Origin of the sequence: Bdellovibrio sp. HCB290 (genome assembly GCF_047305925.1) — a bacterium.
Lineage (GTDB): Bacteria > Bdellovibrionota > Bdellovibrionia > Bdellovibrionales > Bdellovibrionaceae > Bdellovibrio.
In genome coordinates this window covers 3794099-3815885 of record NZ_CP178620.1, presented here as the reverse complement: position 1 = coordinate 3815885, position 21787 = coordinate 3794099, and the positions used below count along the sequence as shown (strand labels likewise).

The window sequence follows — 21787 nt, the reverse complement described above, 5'->3', positions numbered from 1 at the left end:
AGACCATCCCCTCGAAATGCAGAGTAGCCTTAACAAGGGGAGCTGAAGTTTTCAACAGTTGACCTTGATGCCGCATTGTGATTAATTAGTGCCCCACGTATCTAGTTGATTACAGCTTTGTGGAATCATATATGTAGTCGCCGATTAAAAGTTGGCGTAATTGACGTCTTTTAGCGTCGTAAAAAATCTCGGTAGAGAGTAGTTCAGGAGAACACATGAAACGTACATACCAACCATCAAACAAACGTCGCAAAACATCTCACGGTTTCCGTGCAAGAATGGCTACTAAAGCTGGTCAAGAAGTTCTTAACCGTCGTCGCGCTAAAGGTAGAAAACGTTTGACGGTTTCTACAGGTGGAAAATAGTTCTCCGCTAGGTATTAAGCGCAGCTCTGAGTTTCTCTCTCTCAAACAATCTGGCAAAAGAAACTGGCCTACGAAGTGGTTGCTTCTGAATTATCAGAAGAACTCCGTTGGTCAGTTGCGTTTTGGTGTGACTGCAAGCCGAAAAGTCGGTCCTGCGGTTGTACGAAACAAGCTTAAACGTTGGAGCAGAGAGTACTTCCGGGCATTGCTTAAAACGGATAACTCCATTGAAGCCGACATCAATATTATCTTTAAACCCATGGACACCAACTTCTATAAAGGCCTCCCACATGAGGAATTTGTTAAAGCTATGGACCGCGGGATTGGGAATCTTCGAAAAAACCTTTAAAGCTTCGCTTTGGTTTTTCGTCGCTGCCTACAGATCTATCGGAACTACTCATTTAGGTGGTTCCTGTCGTTTCGAACCGAGTTGCTCTGCCTACGCTCTAGAAGCTATTCACAAACACAAATCGCATAAAGCTTTTTGGTTAATCACAAAACGAATTTGTAAATGTCGACCGGGCGGCCCTTATGGTTATGATCCGGTCCCAGATTCAGGAGAATCGCTCCATGACACCGCAAAATAATAAGAATCCTGGCTTTTTCGATCCTAAAACACTTATTGCTGTCGGCGCAGTCGCAGTCATCTATTTCGGATGGCAGACATATCTGGGTAAGAAATATCCGGATTATAACAAGCCAAAACCAGCACAGACCCAAACTGCTGAAACTTCGGCAGCTGCTACGGGTACAAATCCCACAGCAAATCCTCCTTCCACTATTGAAAACAAATCTGAAACTGTAGCCGCTCCGGCGCAAGAGCAGTCTTTCACATTCTCTGACGATAAAGTTTCCTTCAAAATCTCTAATCACGGCATGGGGCTTAAGAACTTCACTGTGAATAACTATGAGGACAAGCAAGGCAACAAGATCAAATTGGGCGCTGGCGAAAACGATGGTCTTTATTCTCTTCGTTTTGCAGGCCAGGATAAACCAGTTATCTTTAATCTAACCGAAAAAGCACCGGGTTCGTATGTTGGTGTGGCTCAAGTCGGCGAGATGACAATCACTCGTGAAATGCAATTTGACCCTGCGAAATCATCTTTCACAAATACAGTTTCTTTCACGAAACCAAATGAAGAAGTTAAAAAAGGCTTCTCTCTTTTGATTCCTGAAACAATTCATGTTCATAAATCGACTTCATGGTTGTTCCCTTCTTATGAACACCAGGATTTCTTTGTCAGCCACGAGGGTGACAAACAAGACACTGTGAACTTCAGTAATTCTAGTGAAAATGTTGCTAAGGATTTCGCAAACACTGAAATGATCTCTGTCAGCTCTCAGTATTTTGCGGCAGCAGTGTTGGATAAATCTGAAATCATTCCGGAAGTAAAACTGACTTCCAACGTAGAGAAACAAACCGCACTGGCTGAGTTGACTTACAAACCAGTTCAGTTGAAAGACGAAATGAAGTTCTCGCAGATCTTTTATGCGGGTCCGAAATCCATCGATCTTTTAAAGGCGGCTGACCCAGAATTGGCTCACATCATTGATTTCGGCTTCTTTGGTTTCATCGCACGTCCTTTGTTGTACGTGATGAAAGCGTTCCATTCTTTGGCTGGAAACTGGGGTGTGGCTATCATCCTTCTGACTTTGGCTGTTCGTTTCGTGGTTCTTCCATTCAATATCATGTCTGCGAAATCCATGAAGGCGATGCAAAAGGTTCAACCAATCATCCAGGGTCTTCGTGAGAAGTACAAAGACGATGCGATGAGATTGAATACTGAAATGATGGCGGTGATGAAGCAACATGGTGCAAACCCGATGTCCGGTTGTTTGCCAATGGTTTTGCAAATCCCGATCTTCTTTGCTCTTTACCGTGTGATTGGTTCTTCCATCGAGCTTTACAATTCTCCGTTCATTCTTTGGATCAACGACTTAAGTGCGCACGATAAGTTCTATGTATTGCCGGTTTCGATGGCGATCTTCATGTACATTCAACAGAAGATCACTCCATCCACAATGGAGCCTACACAAGCAAAAATTATGGCGTTCATGCCTCTGGTTTTCTCGGTGTTCATGTTGCAGCTACCAAGCGGTCTGACTCTTTATATGGTGGTCAGTACATTGTTCGGTATCATTCAACAGTATTTGATCATGAGAGATCCAACTGCAAAACCGACTGTTAAGACGGTTAAAGCGAAATAGTAACTTAGATTATATTTTTACCTGGGAGGTAAAATGGGTTTTTTTAGTAAGCTTTTCGGGGGAAAAAGCAAGAGTGGGAACAGCGAAGTTGAAGCTTTGGTTCAAAACACTCTAGAGGGTATCATCGAAAAAGCTCAATTCGATCTTTCTTTTGAAATAACTTCTTCAAAAGAAGATGACGGTGGGGCCGTTCTTTCAGTTCAATTCTCCGGCGGAGACGAAGAGCTTTTGAAAGATAAAAAAGGGCAAATGTTGGATGCATTCCAATTGCTTCTTAAGCGCGTGATTCAGCACAATTTTCCTGAAGATAAAACGAACATCACAGTTGATTGCGGTGGCTACCGTGACGAGACTGAAAGCGCACTTATCGAACGCGCTGAAAACTTGAAAGCTATCTGCATCGAGCAGGGCAAGTCTGTATACTACAGAGCTCTTCCTCCGAAAGATCGCAAAGTTGTTCACCAATACCTGGCTAAAGATCCTCGTATCAAAAGCCGTTCATTGGGTGACGGTCTGTACAAAAAAATCAAAATCTATCCAGCAAAAGGTGGCAATTCAGCAGGTGGTAAAGCTGAAGAAGCTCACCACGAATAAAGTCAGTAGGGTCGTATGATTCGCGGAGATCGTGATAAGGATACAATATGCGCGGTCTCCACTCCACACGGAGTGGGCGGCATTTCCGTCATTCGAGTAAGCGGCCCTAAAACTTTTGAAATCGTATCCAAGCTGTGCAAATTCCTACCCGCACATCCTGAATCTCATAAGGTCTATTTCGGTAATCTGAAAGATGGCGCCAGTGAGATTGACGAGGTTCTGGTAACTTACTTCCAAAACGGAAGATCTTTTACGGGCGAAGAAGTCATCGAGATTTCCTGTCACGGAAGCCCGCTTATCTGCCAAAATATTTTAAATTCATTGGTACAATTAGGAGCGCGGCCTGCTGATCGCGGTGAGTTCACATATCGTGCTTTCATGAATGGAAAACTTGATTTGGTGCAGGCTGAATCTGTTCTGGCATTGATCGAATCTCAGTCTCAGCAAGCTGCGAAGCTTGCTCTTCGTCAGCTGAAAGGACAGTTGTCCAATAAGCTTGAAGAAGTTGAAGACGACATGACCTGGATTTTGGCTCACGCTGAAGCAAGCATTGATTTTTCTACTGAGGGTATCGATGTCGTCGATAATTCAGTCGTTCAAGTTCGTCTAAAGAAGATCGAAGCAGTTTTAAAGGACCTGGTGGGAACTTTCAAAGTTGGTCGTCTTTTGAAAGATGGATTTAGAGTTGTTCTTACTGGACTTCCAAATGTCGGTAAATCCAGTTTGTTAAATCTATTCCTGGAAGATGAGCGTGCCATCGTAACGGATATCCCGGGAACCACACGCGATGTGATTCATGGGGATACTTCTTTTGAAGGTGTTAAATTCACGTTCGTGGATACTGCCGGTTTGCGTGATGAAGCAACTGACCTGGTAGAGCGCATTGGTATTCAAAAAAGCTATGAAGCTCAGAATGAATCCGATGTGGTTTTCTTCGTTTTTGATATCGAGAAGGGCATGGGCCCGGAGGAGACTCAAATCCTGGAGTCCCTGGATCCTCAAAAAACCTTCATTTTAGCCAATAAAATCGATCGAATTGGCGGGTCTAAACCCCTGGATTTGGTCGAAAAAGCGCTCAAAAACAGTAAATTTTTCCATAAAATAGCGGATCCCCAGGCTTTCTTCACAAGAAGGGTGTTCTTTGTCAGTGCTCTTGATAAAAAGGTGCGTTCGAGTGTCCTTCAAGAGCTTGTCCAGGAATTCGCGGATTTGCAGGTGGAAAATACAGTTCTTATTTCCAATGCCCGTCACTATGAAAACCTGGTTCGTGCTTTAGAGAATACTCAAAGGTCACAAACCTTGGTGGATCAGGGGATGGGTTCTGAATTCCTGGCGCTTGAGCTTAAGGAATCTCTCATCGCGATTCACGAAACTTTAGGTAAGCGGTTCGATGATCAAATCATGGACCGGGTATTTAAAGAGTTTTGTATCGGGAAGTAGCTTATGATTAATAAAAAATTTGATGTGATCGTAGTCGGTGCAGGTCATGCTGGTATTGAAGCATGTTTGGCGTCTGCTCGTTTGGGCCTTCAAACTTTGATGGTCACTACCAATCTTGATCGTATCGGTTACATGAGCTGCAATCCTTCTATCGGTGGACTTGCAAAAGGCCACATGGTTCGTGAAATTGATGTGCTTGGCGGCCAGATGGGTATCGCTGCTGACGAAACAACAATTCAGTATAAGCGTCTTAACTCCTCGAAAGGTCCGGCAGTTCGTGGAACTCGTGTTCAAAACGACAAGCATCTGTACGCTGCCTTTCAAAAAAATGCTCTTTTCAATCAGCCAAATTTAGAAGTCCTTCAAGGCGAAGTAAAACGTCTGATCTTGGATAAAGATATCGCGATGGGTGTTGTTCTGGATGACGGTTCCGAGATTTTTGCTAAAGCAACAATCATAACAACCGGTACTTTCATGAACGGAGTTATGCATACAGGCCTTCGCCAGGAGGCGGGTGGCCGCGTGGGTGATAAACCTTCGATTGGTCTATCAGATCAATTGGCGCAATTCGGTTTTGAAGTAAAACGTTTGAAAACCGGTACGCCGGCTCGTTTGCTTAAAGATTCAATCGATTGGTCAAAAACGGCGGCTCATGGTGGCGATGAAAAGATTTATCCTTTCAGCTATAAATCTTCGACTCAATTAAAGCTTCCGCAAATTCTTTGCTACCTGACTCGTACGACAGAAAAAACTCACGATATTATTCGTGCAAACCTTGATAAATCCCCTATGTATTGTGGGTTGATCGAAGGTATTGGACCTCGTTATTGTCCGTCGATCGAAGACAAAGTAACTCGCTTTCATGAAAGAGCGAGCCACCAAACATTCCTGGAGCCAGAAGGTCTTTCTACAGACCTCATTTACTTGCAGGGTATTTCTACGAGTTTACCTGAAGAAGTTCAGGATGAATTCCTTAAAACAATCCCGGGTCTGGAGAATGTTAAAGTCGCTCGCTACGGCTATGCCGTTGAGTACGACTATATCGAGCCGACACAAATCTGGCATCGCTTGGAAACAAGAACGATTCGTCAGTTATTCTTGGCAGGTCAAATCAATGGAACTTCCGGTTACGAAGAGGCGGCTGCTCAAGGTTTCATCGCGGGCGTGAATGCAGCGAATAGCATTTTAGGTCGCGAAGAATTTATTTTGGGACGTGATGAAGCTTACATGGGTGTGCTGGTTGATGACCTTGTGACAAAAGGGACTCGTGAGCCCTATCGCATGTTCACTTCTCGTGCTGAACATAGATTAGTTCTAAGAGAAGACAATACTATCGACCGGTTGGCGCATTGGGCCCAAAAGTTGGGTATTGTTTCAGAGCAGTCTTTGGATGCACTTGCAGTCCTTCGTGAAAAACGTAAAGTTTTGCACGATAGAATGCGTGAGACACGCGTCTACAACACCAAAGAGACCCAAGATATTTTGGCAACAATTCCAACCGCAGCTATGACAAAATCCTTATCTATCGAGGAGTTGCTGCGTCGCCCTGAGCTTACGAGTTCGCACTTGGAATTGTTAAATTTCGAGTTGGATTCCGATCCAAACGTGGTTGAACCGGTCGAAATCGAAGTTAAATACTCTGGTTACGTTCGTCGTCAGATGGACCTTATCGAGCAGTCAAAAAGGCTCGAGGAATTGGTGCTTCCAGAGGCACTTTCTTATGCGGATGTGCGCGGACTTTCCAATGAAGAGAAGGATAAGCTGCAACGCGTTAGGCCCCGTACCTTAGGTCAAGCACTACGGATTAGTGGTGTAAATCCCTCAGCTATTCAAGCTATAATGATTCATCTAAAAGGTCACAAAAAGATCAAGGAGATGAGTCTGGATGAGCAACGCTGAGAGCTCCGAAACCCCGCAGATACAATGGCGCATCGATGAATGGTTTCCCGATCTAAGTCCTGAGGTCAGAACTCGACTTAAGGCTTACCATGATGAACTTCAAAAATTCAATCGCACCGTCAGCCTGATTTCTGCGAAATCAGTTTTCGTGGCAGATGCTCTTCATTTTGCCGACTCTATACTTGCAACCAAAGCAATTACTAAGGCAAATCCGAATATGGATACGGTCTATGATTTTGGTAGCGGCAATGGTTTCCCAGGGGTGGTGTTTGGGATTCTAAATCCTAATATCAAGGTGATCCTTGTCGACACCGACCCGAAGAAGTGCGAGTTTTTAAACCACTCAATCAATGTCCTGGGCTTTAAGAATATTACCGTCGAACATCGCAATATCGAGTCTCTTCCAGAGGGTTCGGTTAAATTTGCGATCTGCAGAGGTTTTGGGAATATTTCGAAGGCTATCTTAATGGCCCGTAAGATTGTTGCTAAGGGTGGATCCGTTTATCATCTAAAGGGAGAAGAGTGGGGAATTGAAGTGGGTGAAATTCCAACCCAGCTTTGCTCTATCTGGTCTCCGTCACTAGTGGGAGAATACAAACTTCCTGTCGGCGCCATTAAATATGGCGTTGTTCGTACTGAAAAGATCTCATAATCGTATATTTGGATAAAAATAGGGGATGTTCCACGTGGAACATCTTCTAATGCTCAGATTTAGCTTCTCCGCCGCTCGCGCCGGCTCCCTCGCCTGAACCAAGCCCCGTATCAATCGTAACTCCAGCTTCTTTCATACGTTCTTTCACGTCCCAGCTGCGCTTGGCTTTTCGCAGCTTTTGTTCCGCCTGGTAAGAGGCCCATTCTTTAGGATCAGGCCAATCTTCCTTCTTTGCGAAAGCTTTTTTATAGGATGTTTGAGCTGTGGATTTACGTTGCTCCACTTTAAGCTTTAAATATTCCACTTCTTGCTCGAGCCGTGTGATGGCGGCTTGAGATTCGTAAATTCGCTTTTTCGCGTATTTAATCTGCCCGGTTTGCGGAACTACCGTGATCAAATCCTTTTCAAAACCCTCAAGCTTTTTCTTTTCCGCTTCAAGCGCCGCAGTTGCCGCTGTCACCTGGGTTTGAAGATCCGAGTATATAGGATCCTTCAGCTCAGGGTTTTCCATGGGCTTATTGCAGGCTGCAAGAGTAAGAATAAGGATAATTGCGGTGATTAATCTCATAAAAGTAGTTGTTCCACGTGGAACATCGGCAAAAATGCAGAAAAACCTAAGGCGAGGTGCGAAAAACTAGTCTTTATAGTTGCACATGTGTGTAAAAAATACGAATTTTGATTATCAAGGAGGAAATGATGGCTAAAACTATCTGTATAGCTAATCAAAAGGGCGGAGTAGGTAAGACAACGACGTCTGTGAATCTCTCTTCAGCTCTGGCTACTCTAGGTAAGCGTGTTCTGTTGATCGATATGGATCCTCAGGGGAATGCTTCGAGTGGTTTGGGTATCAAGCGTTTTGATACTCAAGATGCTAATTCATACCACGTACTCATCGGTGAAAAAACTCTGACTGAGGCGACTAATCCAACGTCAAATCCAAATCTTAAAATCTGTACTGCTAATCCAGATCTGGTTGGTGCGGAAATTGAACTTGTTGATATGCCGCATCGTGAATATCGCTTAAAGCAAGCGGTTTCAATCGTGGCGGATCAGTATGATTTCGTGATCATTGACTGCCCACCATCTCTTGGTTTGATTACTCTGAATGCTCTGAATGCAGCGGATAGCTTCCTCGTGCCTCTTCAATGTGAATACTATGCATTGGAAGGCTTGAGTCAGCTACTCAACACTGCGGGACTAATCAAAAAGAGTTTGAATCCTGCGCTTCACATTGAGGGCATCGTCCTGACTATGTTTGATGTGCGCAATAACTTGAGTCATCAAGTTGTGACCCAAATCAAAGAACACTTTGGCGACAAAGTATTTAACGCAATTATTCCAAGAAACGTGCGACTCAGCGAAGCGCCGAGCCATGGTCAATCCATCCTTGAGTACGACAGCAAATCCATTGGTTCCGTTCGCTATCTTGAACTAGCCCACGAAGTGATCGCAAGATCAGTTCCAAAGGCGGTCGAAGTTGCAAACACGAATGCCTATGAAGGGGAAGTAAATGTCTGATACTGCTGTAGAATCCTCGAACAAAAAGAGAGGCTTGGGTCGTGGCCTGGGTTCTCTTTTGGGTGGACCTGCTAATAATGATTTAATGAATGCGCCGGCTGCATCTGCCCCTCCCGTAAAAGCAGCGCCAGCGCAATCAACTACAACTTCGCCTGCAGCTACAGCTGCGGGTGCGCCATCTATTAATGTTGCTGCAACTGTTGCCCCTCCCGTGGATCCGGAAAGCAAGATTTGGAAGGTCGCAATTGATAAGTTGTCGCCAGGTAAATATCAGCCTCGCACAACTTTTGAAAAAGAACCGCTTCAAGAGCTTGCACAATCCATTAAAGAGAATGGAATTTTGCAACCGATCGTGGCTCGCAGAACGTCTTCCGGAAAATTGGAAATCGTTGCGGGTGAACGCCGCTGGAGAGCGTCCCAGCTTGCTGGGTTACATGAAGTTCCAGTTATTCTGAAGTCTTACGACGACAAGCAGGCACTTGAGTTAGCAATCGTTGAGAATATTCAACGTGAAGATTTGAATCCAATTGAAGAAGCTGAAGGCTATTCTCGCCTTATTTCTGAGTTCAAATTGTCGCAACAACAAGTGGCGGAAAAAGTCGGCCGTGATCGCGCAACAGTGGCGAATGCTGTTCGTCTATTGGCTTTGCCAAACGAAGTAAAAGATATGATTTCTGCGAATGACCTTTCAGTGGGTCATGCGAAAGTACTTTTGTCTTTGCCAGAACCCAAAAAACAATTGGAACTTGCGAAAAAGGTCGTGAACGACAAAATCGCAGTTCGTAAATTGGAAAAAATGGTTCAAGCTATCGTTAAAGGTAATGTTGAAGAGGAAGAGGCTCCGTCTTTTGACTCTAATGTTACCCAACGTTTGATCAACGGACTTAGTGATGAGCTTCAGAAAATCATGGGCACGAAAGTGAACATTGATTATTCGAACTCAAAAGGTAAAATTAGTATTCACTTCTATTCCGATGATGAATTGACCAATTTGGTAGATAGGCTGAAAGAAGGATGGCAGTAAATTCCCCAGGATCTTTTCAAGAAGACGTACTTTCTGGTCATGTGACGGCAATCCTTGATCAGGGTACACATTTCGAAGGAAAGCTCAGCTTTGAAGGCACCGTGCAAATTGGCGGTGATTTTAAAGGGGAAATCTTTACTAAAGATACCATCGTTATCAATGAGGGCGCCTCAGTGGCTGCCCAAGTTGAGGCCGATACTATTATTATAAGTGGCCGGGTTGAGGGAAATCTTTTTGCCCGCCGCCGCGTCATTATGCACCCACCCGCAATATTCAAAGGCACCGTAACATCGCCAAGTTTGAGGATTGATGAGGGCGTTGTATTTGAGGGTGCGTCCTATATGCCTAAGTCCTAGGCAACTTCGTTTTCACCACGACAGGCCTAATTCTCAATAGGAATATGTCCTTGACCGTTTCTGGTCTGAAATGCTACTCCCGAGGTTCAAAAAAACAATAGGGATTTCAACAAAATGGATATTTTTGGACAATTAGGCATCAACTCAACTGCCGGCATCCAATTCGTGTTCTTCGCGATTGCCTTGTTATTCTTAACGAAGGTTGTTTTCGGACCTTACGCTCACGCTCTCGAAGAGAGACAAAATAAAACTAAGGGTGGTGAAGATTTGGCTTTGGAATACCAAGCTAAATCCGTTGAATTGTCTTCTGAATATGAAGGTAAGATCCGCGAACTAAATTCCGAAATCAAAAACATCGTTGATGCTTCAAAAAACGAAGCAAATAAGCAATATGAAACGCTGGTTGCAAAATCTCGTTCAGAAGCTGATCAACTTGTTAATTCAAACAGATCAAAAATCACGTCAGCAGTCGAGTCCGCTACAAAAGAATTGAAAGCGCAAACTCAAACTGTGGCACTTGCAATTACATCCAAATTGTTGGGCAAATAAGAGAGAAGTGAAAATGAAAGTTCTAGTTAACCTTCTTATCATCCTTGCGCCTGCGATTGTTTTCGCTTCTGGAGCTGAGTCTGGTGACGGTCACCATGCTATTGAAATTCCTAAAGTGACAATCTATCAGGCGATCAACGTAATCATCCTTATCGCTGGTATCATCTACTTCACGAAAGATTCCATCGTTGCGTTCTTTGGTGGCAGAAAATCTGCATACCTAGAGGCTGCACAAAAATCTGCATTCGCCCGCGAGCAAGCAGAGCGTGAATTCGTAGATATCAAAAACAAACTTGCAAACCTGAACAGCACACGCCAAGAGCAGCTTGCAAAAGCACAAGCTCACGCGACTGATTTGAAAAATCAAATTATCGATGAAGCGAACCAGGTTTCCAAGCGCATCAAGGATGAGGCAGAATTGACTGCTAAACTTGAAACGCAACGTGCGCAAAAAGAATTGCGCACTCAATTGTTGGCAGACTCTGTTGAAGCAGCCCGCATTGTTTTGACAAAAGACATCGGCGCTTCTGATCAACAAAAACTTCAAAATGAATTCATCAATCACATCGAGGTTAGTCGATGAAAGTAAACGAAGTATCCAAAAGATATGCGAAAGCCCTTTTGGCAGTCGCAAAGCAAAAAGGTATCCACACTAAAGTGTATGCTGAATTGCAAGCCGTAGCCGATGCTTTTAACAAAGATGCATCTGTTACTGCATATTTCGAAAACCCAATGATCGCAGTCGCTCAAAAAACAGCGGCGCTTAAAGCGGCATTAGAGGGTAAAGGCACTTCTGAAGAAGTAATGAACACTTTGGTGTTGATGGCTGATAAAGGCCGCATTCACTTCCTTCCAGAGGTTGCACAAGCATTCCGCGACGCTCTTGATATCGAAGAGGGTGTAACTCGTGGAACTGTTCGCTCAGCACAACCATTGTCTGCTGAGGCACAAAAAGAACTTGAGTCTAAAGTAAGCAAAACGCTTGGTAAAAAAATCGTTCTTACTTACCAACAGGATCCTAAACTTTTGGGTGGCGCTGTAGCCCAGGTTGGTGGATGGACTTTTGACGACAGCATCGAAACACATCTTAAAAAATTAAATGAAGAATTAAACAGGAGAGCCAACTAAAAATGGAAACACAAATCCGTGCCGACGAGATCAGTCGCGTTCTCAAAGAGCAAATCAATCAATACAATAAAAAGATTGAAGTTAGTGAAACAGGTAGCGTTCTTTCAGTAGGGGACGGGGTTGCTCGTATCTACGGTCTTGAAAACGCAATGGCTGGTGAACTTGTTGAGTTCCCAGGTGAAGTATTCGGAATGGTATTGAACCTTGAAGAAGGTCACGTTGGTACCGTTTTGTTCGGTGAAGATCGTCAAATCAAAGAAGGCGACACCGTTAAAAGAACTAAAAAAATCGTTTCCGTTCCAGTTGGTGAAGCTCTTCTTGGTCGCGTAGTAGACGCTCTTGGTAACCCGATCGACGGTCGTGGTGCTATCAATACGCCTCACTCTCGTATCGTTGAAACTAAAGCTCCTGGTATCGTTTATCGTCACCCGGTTGAAGAGCCTCTTCAAACTGGTATCAAGGCTATCGACGCCCTTGTACCAATCGGTCGTGGTCAACGTGAATTGATCATCGGCGACCGTCAAACTGGTAAAACGACTATCGCGGTTGACACTATCATCAACCAAAAAGGTCAAAACGTTCAGTGCTTCTACGTAGCTATCGGTCAAAAACAATCGACTGTTGCTCTTGTAGTTGAAAAATTGCGTGCAGCTGGTGCTCTTGAGTACACGACTGTTATCGCTGCGAATGCATCTGACCCAGCTCCGCTACAATATTTGGCTGCTTACTCTGGTACAGCAATGGCGGAATACTTCCGTGATACTGGCAGACATGCTTTGATCGTTTACGATGATTTGACGAAACAAGCTCAAGCTTACCGTCAATTATCTCTACTTCTTCGTCGTCCTCCAGGACGTGAAGCATACCCAGGCGACGTGTTCTATTGCCATAGCCGTCTTCTTGAGCGTGCTTCTAAATTGTCTGCAGATAAAGGCGGCGGTTCTTTGACAGCATTGCCAATCATCGAGACACAAGCGGGCGATATCTCTGCATACATCCCAACTAACGTTATCTCCATCACTGATGGTCAGATCTTCCTTGAATCAGATCTATTCTACAAAGGTGTGCGTCCAGCTATCTCTGTAGGTAAATCAGTTTCTCGCGTGGGTGGTGCTGCTCAAATTAAAGCGATGAAACAAGTTGCGGGTTCCTTGAAACTTGAACTTGCTCAGTTCCGCTCTATGGAGGCATTCGCTGCTTTCGCATCTGACCTGGATAAAGCTTCTCAACAACAGTTAGCACGTGGCCGTCGTTTGATCGAAGTGTTGAAGCAACCTCAATACTCTCCGGTTAAAGTTGAAGAGCAAATCATCATGATCTTCGCTGCTGGTAACGCGTTCGTTGACCAATACCCAGAGACTGATGTTAAGCGCTATGAAAAAGAAGTGATCGAGTTCTTGAAAAACAAGCACTCTCACATCATCAAAACTATCACTGAGAAGAAAGCTATCGCAGACGACACTAAAAAAGCGTTGTTGGCGGCTCTTGAAGAGTTCAAAGCTATCTTCCAACCTTCTAACAAATAGTTTGGTGCTTAAATGGCAAGCTTGAAGGATATCCGGGCTCAGATTGAGTCCACTAAAAACACCCAGCAGATCACGAAAGCTATGAAGCTCGTGTCTGCTGCGAAGTTGAGAAAGGCGCAGAATAACATCGTTAATATGCGTCCTTATGCTCTGACTTTGCGTAAGGTGATTGCGGATATCGCTGTGACAAATAAAGTTACGCATCCGTTGATGGAGAAGAAAGAGCAAGTAAAGAATGTTTTACTTGTTGTTATCACTTCTGATCGCGGACTTTGCGGCGCTTTCAACAGCAATATCAATAAATTTACTGAAGCTTATTACAACAATAATAAGGCGAACCTTGAAAAGATTGATTTTCTTTTCATCGGTCGTCGTGGTCACGACTACTTCGCAAGACGTGGTATTAAGCCGGTTGATTACATCACGAAGCTTGATAAAGACATCTCTTACGAATTGGCGTCCAAAGTTGCGAATCGCGTGATGAATGACTACCTTGAGGGTGCATACGATGAAGTTCGTATCATTCACAATGAGTTCCAGTCTGCGATTTCTCAGGTTGTTACAGCTGAAACTCTTCTGCCAATTGATCTTGGTTTGACGACTTTCAACTCTGAATCTGAGTCCAACGCAAACTTTGCTGTAGACATGATTTTCGAACCAGCTCCAGAGCAAATCATTAAAGAGTTGCTTGAGAAGCATTTCGACCTTCAGGTTTACAGATGTATGTCCGAGTCTGTTGCTGGTGAACATGGTGCTCGTATGAGTGCGATGGAGAACGCGACAAACAATGCGAAAGACATGATTAACAAGCTTACGCTGACGTACAACAAATTGAGACAAGAAAAAATTACTACAGAATTGATCGAAATCGTATCGGGCGCTGAAGCGCTTAAAGGATAGGGAGCTGAATAATGGCATTCGGTAAAGTAAAACAAGTTATGGGTCCCGTAGTGGACGTGGAATTCGAAGGCGGAGAACTTCCTGCAATCAATTCTGCTCTTCGTGTATCTAATAAATTTATCTCTGACGTTGAATTCAACCTGGTTCTTGAAGTTGCTCAGCATTTGGGTGACGGTGTTGTAAGAACTATCTCTATGGATCAAACTGAAGGTTTGGTTCGTGGCGAAAAAGTTAAAGCATTGGGCACTCAAATCACAGCGCCAGTTGGTCGCGAAGCTTTGGGTCGTATCATCAACGTAGTTGGTGAGCCAATCGACGAAATGGGTCCAGTAAACGCAAAAGACCACTGGGGTATCCACAGAACTGCTCCAAAATTTGAAGACCAAGCTACATCTGCAGCAATGTTGATGACTGGTATCAAAGTCGTAGACTTGCTAGCGCCTTACGCTAAGGGTGGTAAGATCGGTTTGTTCGGTGGTGCGGGTGTTGGTAAAACGGTACTTATCCAGGAACTTATCCGTAACATCGCTACTGAGCATGGTGGTTTCTCTGTATTCGCCGGCGTAGGTGAGCGCACTCGTGAAGGTAATGACTTGTGGCAAGAGATGAAACAGTCTGGCGTATTGGCTAAGACTTCTCTGGTTTTCGGTCAAATGAATGAGCCTCCTGGTGCACGTGCGCGTGTTGCTTTGACTGGTTTGACTGTTGCTGAATACTTCCGTGACGTTGAAAACCAAGACGTTCTTTTCTTCGTTGATAACATCTTCCGCTTTACTCAAGCGGGTGCTGAAGTTTCCGCACTTCTTGGACGTATCCCTTCTGCCGTTGGTTACCAACCAACTTTGGCAACTGAGATGGGTACTCTTCAAGAGCGTATTACTTCCACTAAAAAAGGTTCCATCACTTCCGTACAAGCGGTTTACGTTCCTGCGGATGACTATACGGATCCAGCTCCAGCAACTACATTTACTCACTTGGATGCGACTACGAATCTTGACCGTGATATCGCAGCTATGGCGATCTTCCCTGCGGTTCACCCATTGACGTCTACATCACGTCTTTTGGATCCAACTGTTATCGGTGAAGAGCACTACAAAGTTGCTCGTGACGTTCAAGCGTTGTTGCAACGTAACCGTGAGCTTCAAGATATCATCGCGATCCTTGGTATGGACGAGTTGTCTGAGTCAGATAAATTGGTTGTATCTCGTTCTCGTAAAATCCAACGTTTCTTGTCTCAGCCGTTCTTCGTTGCTGAGCAGTTCACTGGCTTGCCAGGTCGTTACGTTGATATCAAAGACACTGTTAAAGGCTTCAAAGAGATCCTTGAAGGTAAACACGATGCTCTTCCAGAGCAGGCGTTCTACCTTGTTGGTACTATTGAAGACGTTATCGAAAAAGCTAAGAAGTTGCAGGCGTAATCCGGAAGGATTTCGTCTTCATGAAGCGGCCTAGTGCCGCTTTAAGAAAAGGTGATTTATTATGAAACTGACAATCGTGACTCCAGAGCGTCGTCTACTGGTCAACCAAGAGGTTGATGAAGTAACTGTTCCTGGTTTTAAAGGAGAACTTAATATTCTTCCTGGTCACGCGCCTCTGATCACTACACTGGGTATCGGTGTGATGAAATGGAGACTTAAGGGTCAAGAAAAGCAAAACCAAGCTGTTATCAGCTGGGGTTATTGCCAAGTATCCCCTGAAGGCGTGAATGTTCTTGCGAACATCGCTGACTTGCCAGAAGAAATCGATCTTGTTGCGACTAAAGAATCTTTGGCTAAATCTGAGAAACACGTCCTTGACGAAGTAATCACAGATGCTGACTGGGTTGCATTCCAAAAAGAATGGACTCGCGCAAGAGCGAAAATTGAAATGGTTGAAAACCAAATCAAAAAATAGGTTTGAAAATACAAGTTATTATTTAAAAGGCTCGGTCTTCGGATCGGGCCTTTTTTGTTTCTGCTCCATTTGGCATAAGAAGCGGCTCACATTCTGCACGGCATTTTAAAAAACCTGCAGCATACCGTCCCTGGTTGGATTAGAATGGGTGTACCGATGGCAAAAAAGAACATACGTAAAATTCAAATAGATCTGCGACAGTTCGCTTTGCCATGCCCACGCGTTGGCAGCATCGAGGCGCATTCTGGTTATGGCCAAACGCCACGCTTGGGGCAGGAGATTCACCAAAGTATCCAGCGAAAACGCATCAAAGATATTCCGGGGTATGAAGCTGAAAAGAAGCTCTCCATCGAGTTCGAACGCGATCAGTATATTTTTGTGATCTCTGGTCGTGCCGATGGCGTGGTTGAGGGTTCAAGCTTTCAGGTTGAAGAAATAAAATCGGCATTTGATGTTGATGGCCTGGAACACAAGCTCACTGTCGACGATAATCACCCCTATGTCTGGCAGCTGCGCACCTATGGTTATATTCTATATAAGCAAACCGGCGAAATTCCTGACCTCAAGATGCTACTTGTTTCGTCGCGAAACTTTAAGCAGTCTGAAATCTATTTTGACCTGGATATCGAGGAATACGAATCGTGGTTGGCTCTGCGCTTGGCGGAACTGGTTGAAGAAACCAAGATACGCGAAAAACTTTTTAAGAAGCGTGTGGAGTCGTCGGAAGGATTAAAGTTTCCATTCACCTCACCACGTCCTGGCCAAGTTGAGCTCATCGAAAATATTCAGGTTGGATTTGTTGAAGAAAAATCGATGGTCATTCAGGCGCCCACGGGATTAGGTAAAACCATTGGAGTTCTTTATCCGTCATTGAAGGATTCATTGGCGCGTGGACAAAAGGTGATCTATGTCACACCCAAGAATTCCCAGCACCAAGTGGCTGAAGAAGCTGTCGAAAGGCTTCAAGATGAGGGAGCATCGATCAGGCCCCTTACAATAACAGCTAAAAGTAAGATGTGCTTTAAAGCTGAGCCATTATGTAATCCGCAGTACTGTGAATTTGCAAAAGACTATTACAAGAAGGTCGCTGAAAACGATCTGGTGAATAAAGTTTCAAAGCTTCGCTCGTTAAGCCAAAAGAAACTTCAGGAACTGGGCGAGCAGTATCAGGTTTGTCCTTTTGAGCTTTCCATAGAGGCGATTGAGCGGGCGGATGTGGTCATAGCTGACTACAACTATGTTTTCTCCACCAGAAGCCTATTGGGACGTTTGGAGCTGCCTTTAATGGAGCCCACTCAGAAAGCCAACTTGGTAATTGATGAGGCCCACAATCTTCCAGCCAGAGCCCAGGATTATTTCTCGCCTTCGATTTCCACGCGTGATCTGCAAAATATCATTCCGTCCTTTTCCAAGATTGCCCTGGGCTTTCAAAAGCGGGCACAGATGCTGTGTGAAGAGGCGATAGAGATCATTGAATCTTATCGTGGCGAGTCCCGCACCATTCAGATTAATTTTGATCCGGTGTTTGAGCTTGAATCAAGACTTCGGGAATTCCTTTCCGAGTACTTAGAGGCCGATGTTGAGGTCCAAACGCAAGACGGAGTTCTGCGCTTGGTAAACACCTGGACTGAATTCGCGCAAGCTCTTGAATTGCAAGGCCCGGAGTTCTTTCAGACTTATCAGAAAAATCGAATTTATGGTGAAACCAATGAGACCCTGAAGGTCACGTGTTGCGATGCCTCTGCACATCTTAATGAAATCTATAAATCGTTTAAGAATGTTGTGGCGTTCTCTGCAACATTGAAGCCTTTTGCGTATTCGATGAAACTTCTGGGATTTGACGAGCAATCTACCAAGTGCCTGGAATTTGTTTCGCCATTTCCGAAGGAACACCGAAAGATTCTGCTAATCCCGCAGATTTCCACCAAATATAAAGACCGCCCGCTGAATGCTCCGAAAATTGCGCAAGCCATGGAAAGAATCATGGTTGTGAAACCGGGAAACTACATAGCGTTGTTTCCAAGTTTTGAATTTATGAAAGACGTCGAAGGGTATCTAAAAGACAGTTCTTATCAAAGGCTGGTTCAGCAACGAGAAATGAAAGCGGACCGCGTAGAGGACTTTCTTTCCTTTATGAAGAGTGCGGATAAACCGACTCTTCTGCTGGCGGTTCAGGGTGGAATATTCTCTGAAGGTGTGGATTTCCCTGGGGATATGTTGATTGGCGCTTTTGTTATTGGACCCGCACTTCCAAATTTTGATTTCGAGCGCGAACAGATTCGTCAGTATTATGAGCGGTCCTATGATAAAGGACAGGCCTTCAATTACACATATGTATATCCAGCCATGGCGAAAACAATTCAGTCTGCAGGGCGAGTAATACGCTCTGAGAATGACAAAGGAATTATAGTCTTGATGGATTCCAGATTCTTAGAGACAACTTACGCTGAAACCATGCCCCAGGGCTGGTTCGAGCAGGGTCCCCAGGAATTGGTATCTGGAAGAATTATTTCCGATCTGACCGAGTTCTGGAGCAGTCTTGAACCAAACACAGTGAGTGAAGTTGAAGCGTGAAGTTAAGTGAAATGCCAGTTTTCTTTTTTGATTTGCAGACCACGGGTTCAAAACCGGAAAGTGGCGCTGCAATTCTTGAAATGGCATGGACATCATCTTGTGGGTCGACCGAAGCAAGTCTGATTCAACTTCCAGATGAGCAAAAAATTCCTTATCGAATTCAAATGATCACCGGCATTTTTAATGACGACATGGATGCCGCAAATCCGGCCGAGGACGTCTTTGCGAAGCTTGAAGAAAAATACTTTGAACATCGTTGCATCATTCACTTCGCCCAGTTCGAGAAACCTTTCTTTTTGGATCACTATTCAAAATTGGACAAGGCATTTCCATTTGATGTTATTTGCACACACGAAATAGCAAAAAGACTTTTTCCAAATCTGCCAACTCGGGGGATTAAGGGATTAGCGGGCTATTTTGGTTATCCCTCTCAGGATCTAAAAAGGGCAGCGCAACAGACGGAAGCCACCAGAGCGATCTGGCAGGGCTTGCTGCCTGAGCTAGCCAAGCAGGGCGTGGAAACCTGGGAGCAGCTCCAAGAGTGGTTGCAGGCCACTCCAAAGGTCAGCCGAACCAAGTACGAATATCCTTTGCCAAAAGAAAAACGTCTAACCCTACCGGATCAACCGGGAATTTATCGCATGATCAGCAAGTGGGATGAGATACTTTATGTCGGTAAGGCGACGTCCCTTAAGGATCGTGTGAATAGTTACTTCCGCGGCCAGAAGAATCGGGATGCGCGAAAGCTTGAAATGTTGACTCAGGTGTATGACTTGCGAATTACCACTTGTGGCAGTCCTCTGGAAGCAGCCCTTCTGGAAACCGACGAAATCAAAAAGTGGGATCCGCGCTATAACATCAGCTTGAAGGCAACCCATCGCAATCTGGTATTCTTTAATTCGGATTTTACGGATATGGAGTTTGAACAAAGTGCAGAATTCCGTATTGGTCCATTCACCAGCAGCTTGGTTTTTGATTCCCTAAGAAATCTTAGGGACTGTGTGGTTGCCGAAAAATTTCATGACAATGTTTTCTACGAACCTATTGATGCAGCCTTAGTTCAAGAGGGCTTACAGATCTTCTGCGAACGAAATGAACTAAATCCCGCGGTATTCAAATCCATGCGAAGCTTAATGGCTTTAAGTTTGTGGTGGAACAGGATGTACGAGATTCAGGAAGAAGAAACCACAGTTGCGGATGTTGTGGAAGTTGAAATTCCTCTGACGGCGGCAGATATTGCTGACAAAATTGATCGCCATATCATGAGAGCAGGTGGGACTTACTTGCGCTCTAAAGAGCTTACTAAAATTCTGAACTCTGACATTTCTTATCGTCCGGTGGATTGTGATCAGGAAAGTCCTTACCGCTTAAGTGTGCGTAAGGGACTACTAAATCCAGATTGCAGCGCTCAGCGGGTCCCAAAGGTTCATCTTTGGAAGGGTTTGACAATAGATACTTATGATCGAATGAGTGTTCTGTTGATGGAGCTTGGAAAAATCGAAACTCAATGCGGTGACGTGAGTGTCGAATATCTTTAATTCATCCAGGCAAAGCTCTCTGAATCAGAGCTAAGAATTTCCGGAAAATGTTCTGCAACTTTTTTTCCAGAATCCTTGTGATTGAAGTAAAGCTGAACCAGCTTTCTATAAGGGTGTTCTTTGGGCACTAGGCCCGGAGAGCCCAAGTTTATAATTACCGAATTCTTTTTGATATCTTCAGGTAAAGCTCGCAACAAGCGAGCTGTTTTAGGGCCTGTTACTGCAACCAGAATTACTCCACACTGCATGGTTTTGAACGGACCTAAAATGTCTCTGGCTTTGGATGAGCCAAACAGTTGCTTGGTATAAACAGGCTCTGTCGACGCGCCTTTAAAGCTATTTAGAAAATCCACGGACGGAGAGAAAGCACAAACTTTCTCTGCGGTTGTCGCAGGCACCCTGGAGCTTGCGCGGGTTTCGGCTGGATTCTTGGTATTTAAGTTTGTACGGATATTCTCGTCCAAAACTTTTTCTTCCAGGTTCACATAGTCCTGTGAACTAAGGGTCCCACTGGCCATCAGCGATGGAAGGTTTGGATCGCGGCGGTATACATTGGCAAAGGCCTTGGTCACCAGAATGCGGTGAAGTTTTTGATTAACCAAATCAATCGAAAGTCTTCCGTCTTCGATCGCACTGCGAACTGTTTTAATTGCGCGCTCCTGATCCATCACAGACCACGTCATCATCACAATATCAGCGCCGGCAATCAAAGCCTTTAGAGCTGCCTGATCCGGGCGCAGAACATCCTTTGAGCCCTTCATCAAAAGGTCATCAGTAATCACAAGACCCTTATATTTTAAACCGTTGCGCAAAAGTTCTGTGGATATCTTTGAGGAAAAACTCGCAGGCTCGCGATTGGGATCAAGTGCGGGATAAATTGAATGCGACAACATAACGGCGACATTCACACCGAGTGATGAGTAACCCTCAAACGGGACCAGGTCCTTGGCTTTCATCGTGCTTTCGCTGCTTGCATTGTTAACAACGACATTGTGTGGATCGGCTTTGATATCGCCGGTGCCAGGGAAGTGTTTTGCCGTTGGAATAACCTTGGAGCGCAGCAAACCTTTTGCGTAGGCCGTGCCAATTTCTTTAACCAGTGTCGGGTCAGAACCAAAAGAGCGCACTCCGATAAAGCTCGTCGAATACGGATCAGCCACGTCCAATACGGGCGCAAGGTTCATGTTGAAACCCACTTCGCGCAGGAATAATCCGGTTTGATATCCCATTTCTTCAGAGAGCTCTTTGGATTGAGTTTGACCGATTGCCAATGCATTTGGCGGACTTGGTTGAATTGGCAGTCTTGAAACTGCGCCACCTTCCTGGTCAATGGCGATGAGTGGAGGAAGTTTGGAAGACTTGTAAGACAGCTTATAAAGTTCTTCATTGAGCTTCTTAACCTGCTCCAATGATTGAATATTTCGTTTAAAGAGTAAAAAGGAACCCGGCTTATAGTCTTGGATAAATCGTTCTAGTTCTTTATTGGATTTAGTGTAGGGAAAACCAACGATAAAAAGTTGCCCCACCTTTTCATTCAAAGACATGCCGGATATTTTTGTGTCGATGACTTTATCAAGTGCGCTCGTTTGAGCTAGCACAAGGACGGGAATTGCAAAAAACATA

22 protein-coding genes are annotated in these 21787 nt (G+C 44.6%); 20 read left to right on the top strand and 2 right to left on the bottom strand.

Translation table 11 applies throughout. From position 1 onward, the window contains the following. Window positions 1-215: 215 nt before the first annotated feature. From rpmH to rsmG, 8 genes are read left to right on the top strand one after another with little or no spacing between them, the layout of a single operon-like run. Window positions 216-365: a 50S ribosomal protein L34 gene (gene rpmH, locus ACLVWU_RS18640; RefSeq protein ID WP_413559203.1), complete on the top strand. Its 150-nt coding sequence runs from the start codon at window positions 216-218 to the stop codon at window positions 363-365. Beyond that, on the top strand, window positions 355-714 hold the full coding sequence (gene rnpA, locus ACLVWU_RS18635) for a ribonuclease P protein component (RefSeq protein WP_413576401.1): 360 nt from the start codon (window positions 355-357) through the stop codon (window positions 712-714). The genes rpmH and rnpA overlap by 11 nt, the downstream gene beginning before the upstream one ends. Then, window positions 656-952 (top strand): membrane protein insertion efficiency factor YidD, encoded by a 297-nt coding sequence (gene yidD / locus ACLVWU_RS18630; RefSeq protein ID WP_413576400.1) that lies wholly within the window; start codon window positions 656-658, stop codon window positions 950-952. Before rnpA ends, yidD begins: the two co-directional genes overlap by 59 nt. Beyond that, entirely contained in the window at window positions 936-2573 is a 1638-nt protein-coding gene (gene yidC, locus ACLVWU_RS18625) for a membrane protein insertase YidC (RefSeq protein WP_413576399.1), read from the top strand. Before yidD ends, yidC begins: the two co-directional genes overlap by 17 nt. 33 nt (window positions 2574-2606) lie before the next feature. Continuing rightward, the gene (locus ACLVWU_RS18620; protein ID WP_413576398.1) at window positions 2607-3167 is read left to right on the top strand and encodes a protein jag; all 561 of its coding nucleotides are present in this window, start codon (window positions 2607-2609) and stop codon (window positions 3165-3167) included. Between the two features lie 15 nt (window positions 3168-3182). After that, a complete protein-coding gene (mnmE, locus tag ACLVWU_RS18615; protein ID WP_413576397.1) occupies window positions 3183-4607 on the top strand; it encodes a tRNA uridine-5-carboxymethylaminomethyl(34) synthesis GTPase MnmE in 1425 nt (474 codons plus the stop codon). 3 nt (window positions 4608-4610) lie between these two features. Beyond that, window positions 4611-6506 carry a tRNA uridine-5-carboxymethylaminomethyl(34) synthesis enzyme MnmG gene (gene mnmG, locus ACLVWU_RS18610; RefSeq protein WP_413576396.1) on the top strand — a complete coding sequence of 632 codons (1896 nt, stop codon included), beginning with the start codon at window positions 4611-4613 and terminating at the stop codon, window positions 6504-6506. Further along, window positions 6493-7158: a 16S rRNA (guanine(527)-N(7))-methyltransferase RsmG gene (gene rsmG / locus ACLVWU_RS18605; RefSeq protein ID WP_413576395.1), complete on the top strand. Its 666-nt coding sequence runs from the start codon at window positions 6493-6495 to the stop codon at window positions 7156-7158. The genes mnmG and rsmG overlap by 14 nt, the downstream gene beginning before the upstream one ends. 46 nt (window positions 7159-7204) lie before the next feature. Here rsmG and ACLVWU_RS18600 read toward each other — a convergent pair whose 3' ends face one another. Continuing rightward, the gene (locus ACLVWU_RS18600) at window positions 7205-7726 is read right to left on the bottom strand and encodes a hypothetical protein (protein ID WP_413576394.1); all 522 of its coding nucleotides are present in this window, start codon (window positions 7724-7726) and stop codon (window positions 7205-7207) included. A gap of 128 nt (window positions 7727-7854) precedes the next feature. Between ACLVWU_RS18600 and ACLVWU_RS18595 the strand changes: the two genes are divergently transcribed. From ACLVWU_RS18595 to ACLVWU_RS18540, 12 genes are all read left to right on the top strand, one after another. Next, complete coding sequence (locus ACLVWU_RS18595) at window positions 7855-8676, top strand: ParA family protein (protein ID WP_413576393.1); 822 nt, start codon at window positions 7855-7857, stop codon at window positions 8674-8676. Then, the gene (locus tag ACLVWU_RS18590; protein ID WP_413576392.1) at window positions 8669-9700 is read left to right on the top strand and encodes a ParB/RepB/Spo0J family partition protein; all 1032 of its coding nucleotides are present in this window, start codon (window positions 8669-8671) and stop codon (window positions 9698-9700) included. Before ACLVWU_RS18595 ends, ACLVWU_RS18590 begins: the two co-directional genes overlap by 8 nt. Further along, complete coding sequence (locus ACLVWU_RS18585; RefSeq protein ID WP_413576391.1) at window positions 9691-10056, top strand: bactofilin family protein; 366 nt, start codon at window positions 9691-9693, stop codon at window positions 10054-10056. The genes ACLVWU_RS18590 and ACLVWU_RS18585 overlap by 10 nt, the downstream gene beginning before the upstream one ends. Before the next feature lie 114 nt (window positions 10057-10170). After that, window positions 10171-10605 carry a hypothetical protein gene (locus ACLVWU_RS18580; protein ID WP_413576390.1) on the top strand — a complete coding sequence of 145 codons (435 nt, stop codon included), beginning with the start codon at window positions 10171-10173 and terminating at the stop codon, window positions 10603-10605. Window positions 10606-10618: 13 nt separating this feature from the next. Beyond that, a complete protein-coding gene (locus tag ACLVWU_RS18575) occupies window positions 10619-11188 on the top strand; it encodes an ATP synthase F0 subunit B (RefSeq protein ID WP_413576389.1) in 570 nt (189 codons plus the stop codon). Continuing rightward, a complete protein-coding gene (atpH, locus tag ACLVWU_RS18570; RefSeq protein WP_413576388.1) occupies window positions 11185-11733 on the top strand; it encodes an ATP synthase F1 subunit delta in 549 nt (182 codons plus the stop codon). Before ACLVWU_RS18575 ends, atpH begins: the two co-directional genes overlap by 4 nt. Before the next feature lie 2 nt (window positions 11734-11735). Continuing rightward, the gene (atpA, locus tag ACLVWU_RS18565) at window positions 11736-13259 is read left to right on the top strand and encodes a F0F1 ATP synthase subunit alpha (protein ID WP_413576387.1); all 1524 of its coding nucleotides are present in this window, start codon (window positions 11736-11738) and stop codon (window positions 13257-13259) included. Window positions 13260-13271: 12 nt separating this feature from the next. After that, entirely contained in the window at window positions 13272-14159 is an 888-nt protein-coding gene (gene atpG, locus ACLVWU_RS18560; protein WP_413576386.1) for an ATP synthase F1 subunit gamma, read from the top strand. 11 nt (window positions 14160-14170) lie between these two features. Beyond that, window positions 14171-15577 carry a F0F1 ATP synthase subunit beta gene (gene atpD, locus ACLVWU_RS18555; RefSeq protein WP_413576385.1) on the top strand — a complete coding sequence of 469 codons (1407 nt, stop codon included), beginning with the start codon at window positions 14171-14173 and terminating at the stop codon, window positions 15575-15577. Window positions 15578-15638: 61 nt separating this feature from the next. Continuing rightward, window positions 15639-16052, top strand: a complete 414-nt coding sequence (atpC, locus tag ACLVWU_RS18550; protein WP_413576384.1) for an ATP synthase F1 subunit epsilon — start codon at window positions 15639-15641, stop codon at window positions 16050-16052. 156 nt (window positions 16053-16208) lie between these two features. Continuing rightward, window positions 16209-18626: an ATP-dependent DNA helicase gene (locus ACLVWU_RS18545; RefSeq protein WP_413576383.1), complete on the top strand. Its 2418-nt coding sequence runs from the start codon at window positions 16209-16211 to the stop codon at window positions 18624-18626. After that, entirely contained in the window at window positions 18623-20164 is a 1542-nt protein-coding gene (locus ACLVWU_RS18540) for a GIY-YIG nuclease family protein (protein WP_413576382.1), read from the top strand. The genes ACLVWU_RS18545 and ACLVWU_RS18540 overlap by 4 nt, the downstream gene beginning before the upstream one ends. On the opposite strand, the gene ACLVWU_RS18535 is transcribed toward ACLVWU_RS18540, so the two are convergent. Continuing rightward, a complete protein-coding gene (locus ACLVWU_RS18535) occupies window positions 20161-21786 on the bottom strand; it encodes a glycoside hydrolase family 3 protein (protein ID WP_413576381.1) in 1626 nt (541 codons plus the stop codon). The genes ACLVWU_RS18540 and ACLVWU_RS18535 overlap by 4 nt on opposite strands. Window position 21787: the final 1 nt, after the last annotated feature.

Bases quoted from the DNA above. Each gene is read 5' to 3' on its own strand.
- ACLVWU_RS18585 (WP_413576391.1), top strand. From the start codon at position 9,691: ATGGCAGTAAATTCCCCAGGATCTTTTCAAGAAGACGTACTTTCTGGT.
- atpH (WP_413576388.1), top strand. From the start codon at position 11,185: ATGAAAGTAAACGAAGTATCCAAAAGATATGCGAAAGCCCTTTTGGCA.
- ACLVWU_RS18575 (WP_413576389.1), top strand. From the start codon at position 10,619: ATGAAAGTTCTAGTTAACCTTCTTATCATCCTTGCGCCTGCGATTGTT.
- rsmG (WP_413576395.1), top strand. From the start codon at position 6,493: ATGAGCAACGCTGAGAGCTCCGAAACCCCGCAGATACAATGGCGCATC.
- ACLVWU_RS18545 (WP_413576383.1), top strand. From the start codon at position 16,209: ATGGCAAAAAAGAACATACGTAAAATTCAAATAGATCTGCGACAGTTC.
- atpC (WP_413576384.1), top strand. From the start codon at position 15,639: ATGAAACTGACAATCGTGACTCCAGAGCGTCGTCTACTGGTCAACCAA.
- yidD (WP_413576400.1), top strand. From the start codon at position 656: ATGAGGAATTTGTTAAAGCTATGGACCGCGGGATTGGGAATCTTCGAA.
- mnmG (WP_413576396.1), top strand. From the start codon at position 4,611: ATGATTAATAAAAAATTTGATGTGATCGTAGTCGGTGCAGGTCATGCT.
- atpA (WP_413576387.1), top strand. From the start codon at position 11,736: ATGGAAACACAAATCCGTGCCGACGAGATCAGTCGCGTTCTCAAAGAG.
- ACLVWU_RS18620 (WP_413576398.1), top strand. From the start codon at position 2,607: ATGGGTTTTTTTAGTAAGCTTTTCGGGGGAAAAAGCAAGAGTGGGAAC.
- rpmH (WP_413559203.1), top strand. From the start codon at position 216: ATGAAACGTACATACCAACCATCAAACAAACGTCGCAAAACATCTCAC.
- ACLVWU_RS18600 (WP_413576394.1), bottom strand. From the start codon at position 7,726: ATGAGATTAATCACCGCAATTATCCTTATTCTTACTCTTGCAGCCTGC.
- ACLVWU_RS18535 (WP_413576381.1), bottom strand. From the start codon at position 21,786: ATGTTTTTTGCAATTCCCGTCCTTGTGCTAGCTCAAACGAGCGCACTT.
- mnmE (WP_413576397.1), top strand. From the start codon at position 3,183: ATGATTCGCGGAGATCGTGATAAGGATACAATATGCGCGGTCTCCACT.
- atpG (WP_413576386.1), top strand. From the start codon at position 13,272: ATGGCAAGCTTGAAGGATATCCGGGCTCAGATTGAGTCCACTAAAAAC.
- ACLVWU_RS18580 (WP_413576390.1), top strand. From the start codon at position 10,171: ATGGATATTTTTGGACAATTAGGCATCAACTCAACTGCCGGCATCCAA.
- ACLVWU_RS18590 (WP_413576392.1), top strand. From the start codon at position 8,669: ATGTCTGATACTGCTGTAGAATCCTCGAACAAAAAGAGAGGCTTGGGT.
- yidC (WP_413576399.1), top strand. From the start codon at position 936: ATGACACCGCAAAATAATAAGAATCCTGGCTTTTTCGATCCTAAAACA.
- ACLVWU_RS18595 (WP_413576393.1), top strand. From the start codon at position 7,855: ATGGCTAAAACTATCTGTATAGCTAATCAAAAGGGCGGAGTAGGTAAG.
- atpD (WP_413576385.1), top strand. From the start codon at position 14,171: ATGGCATTCGGTAAAGTAAAACAAGTTATGGGTCCCGTAGTGGACGTG.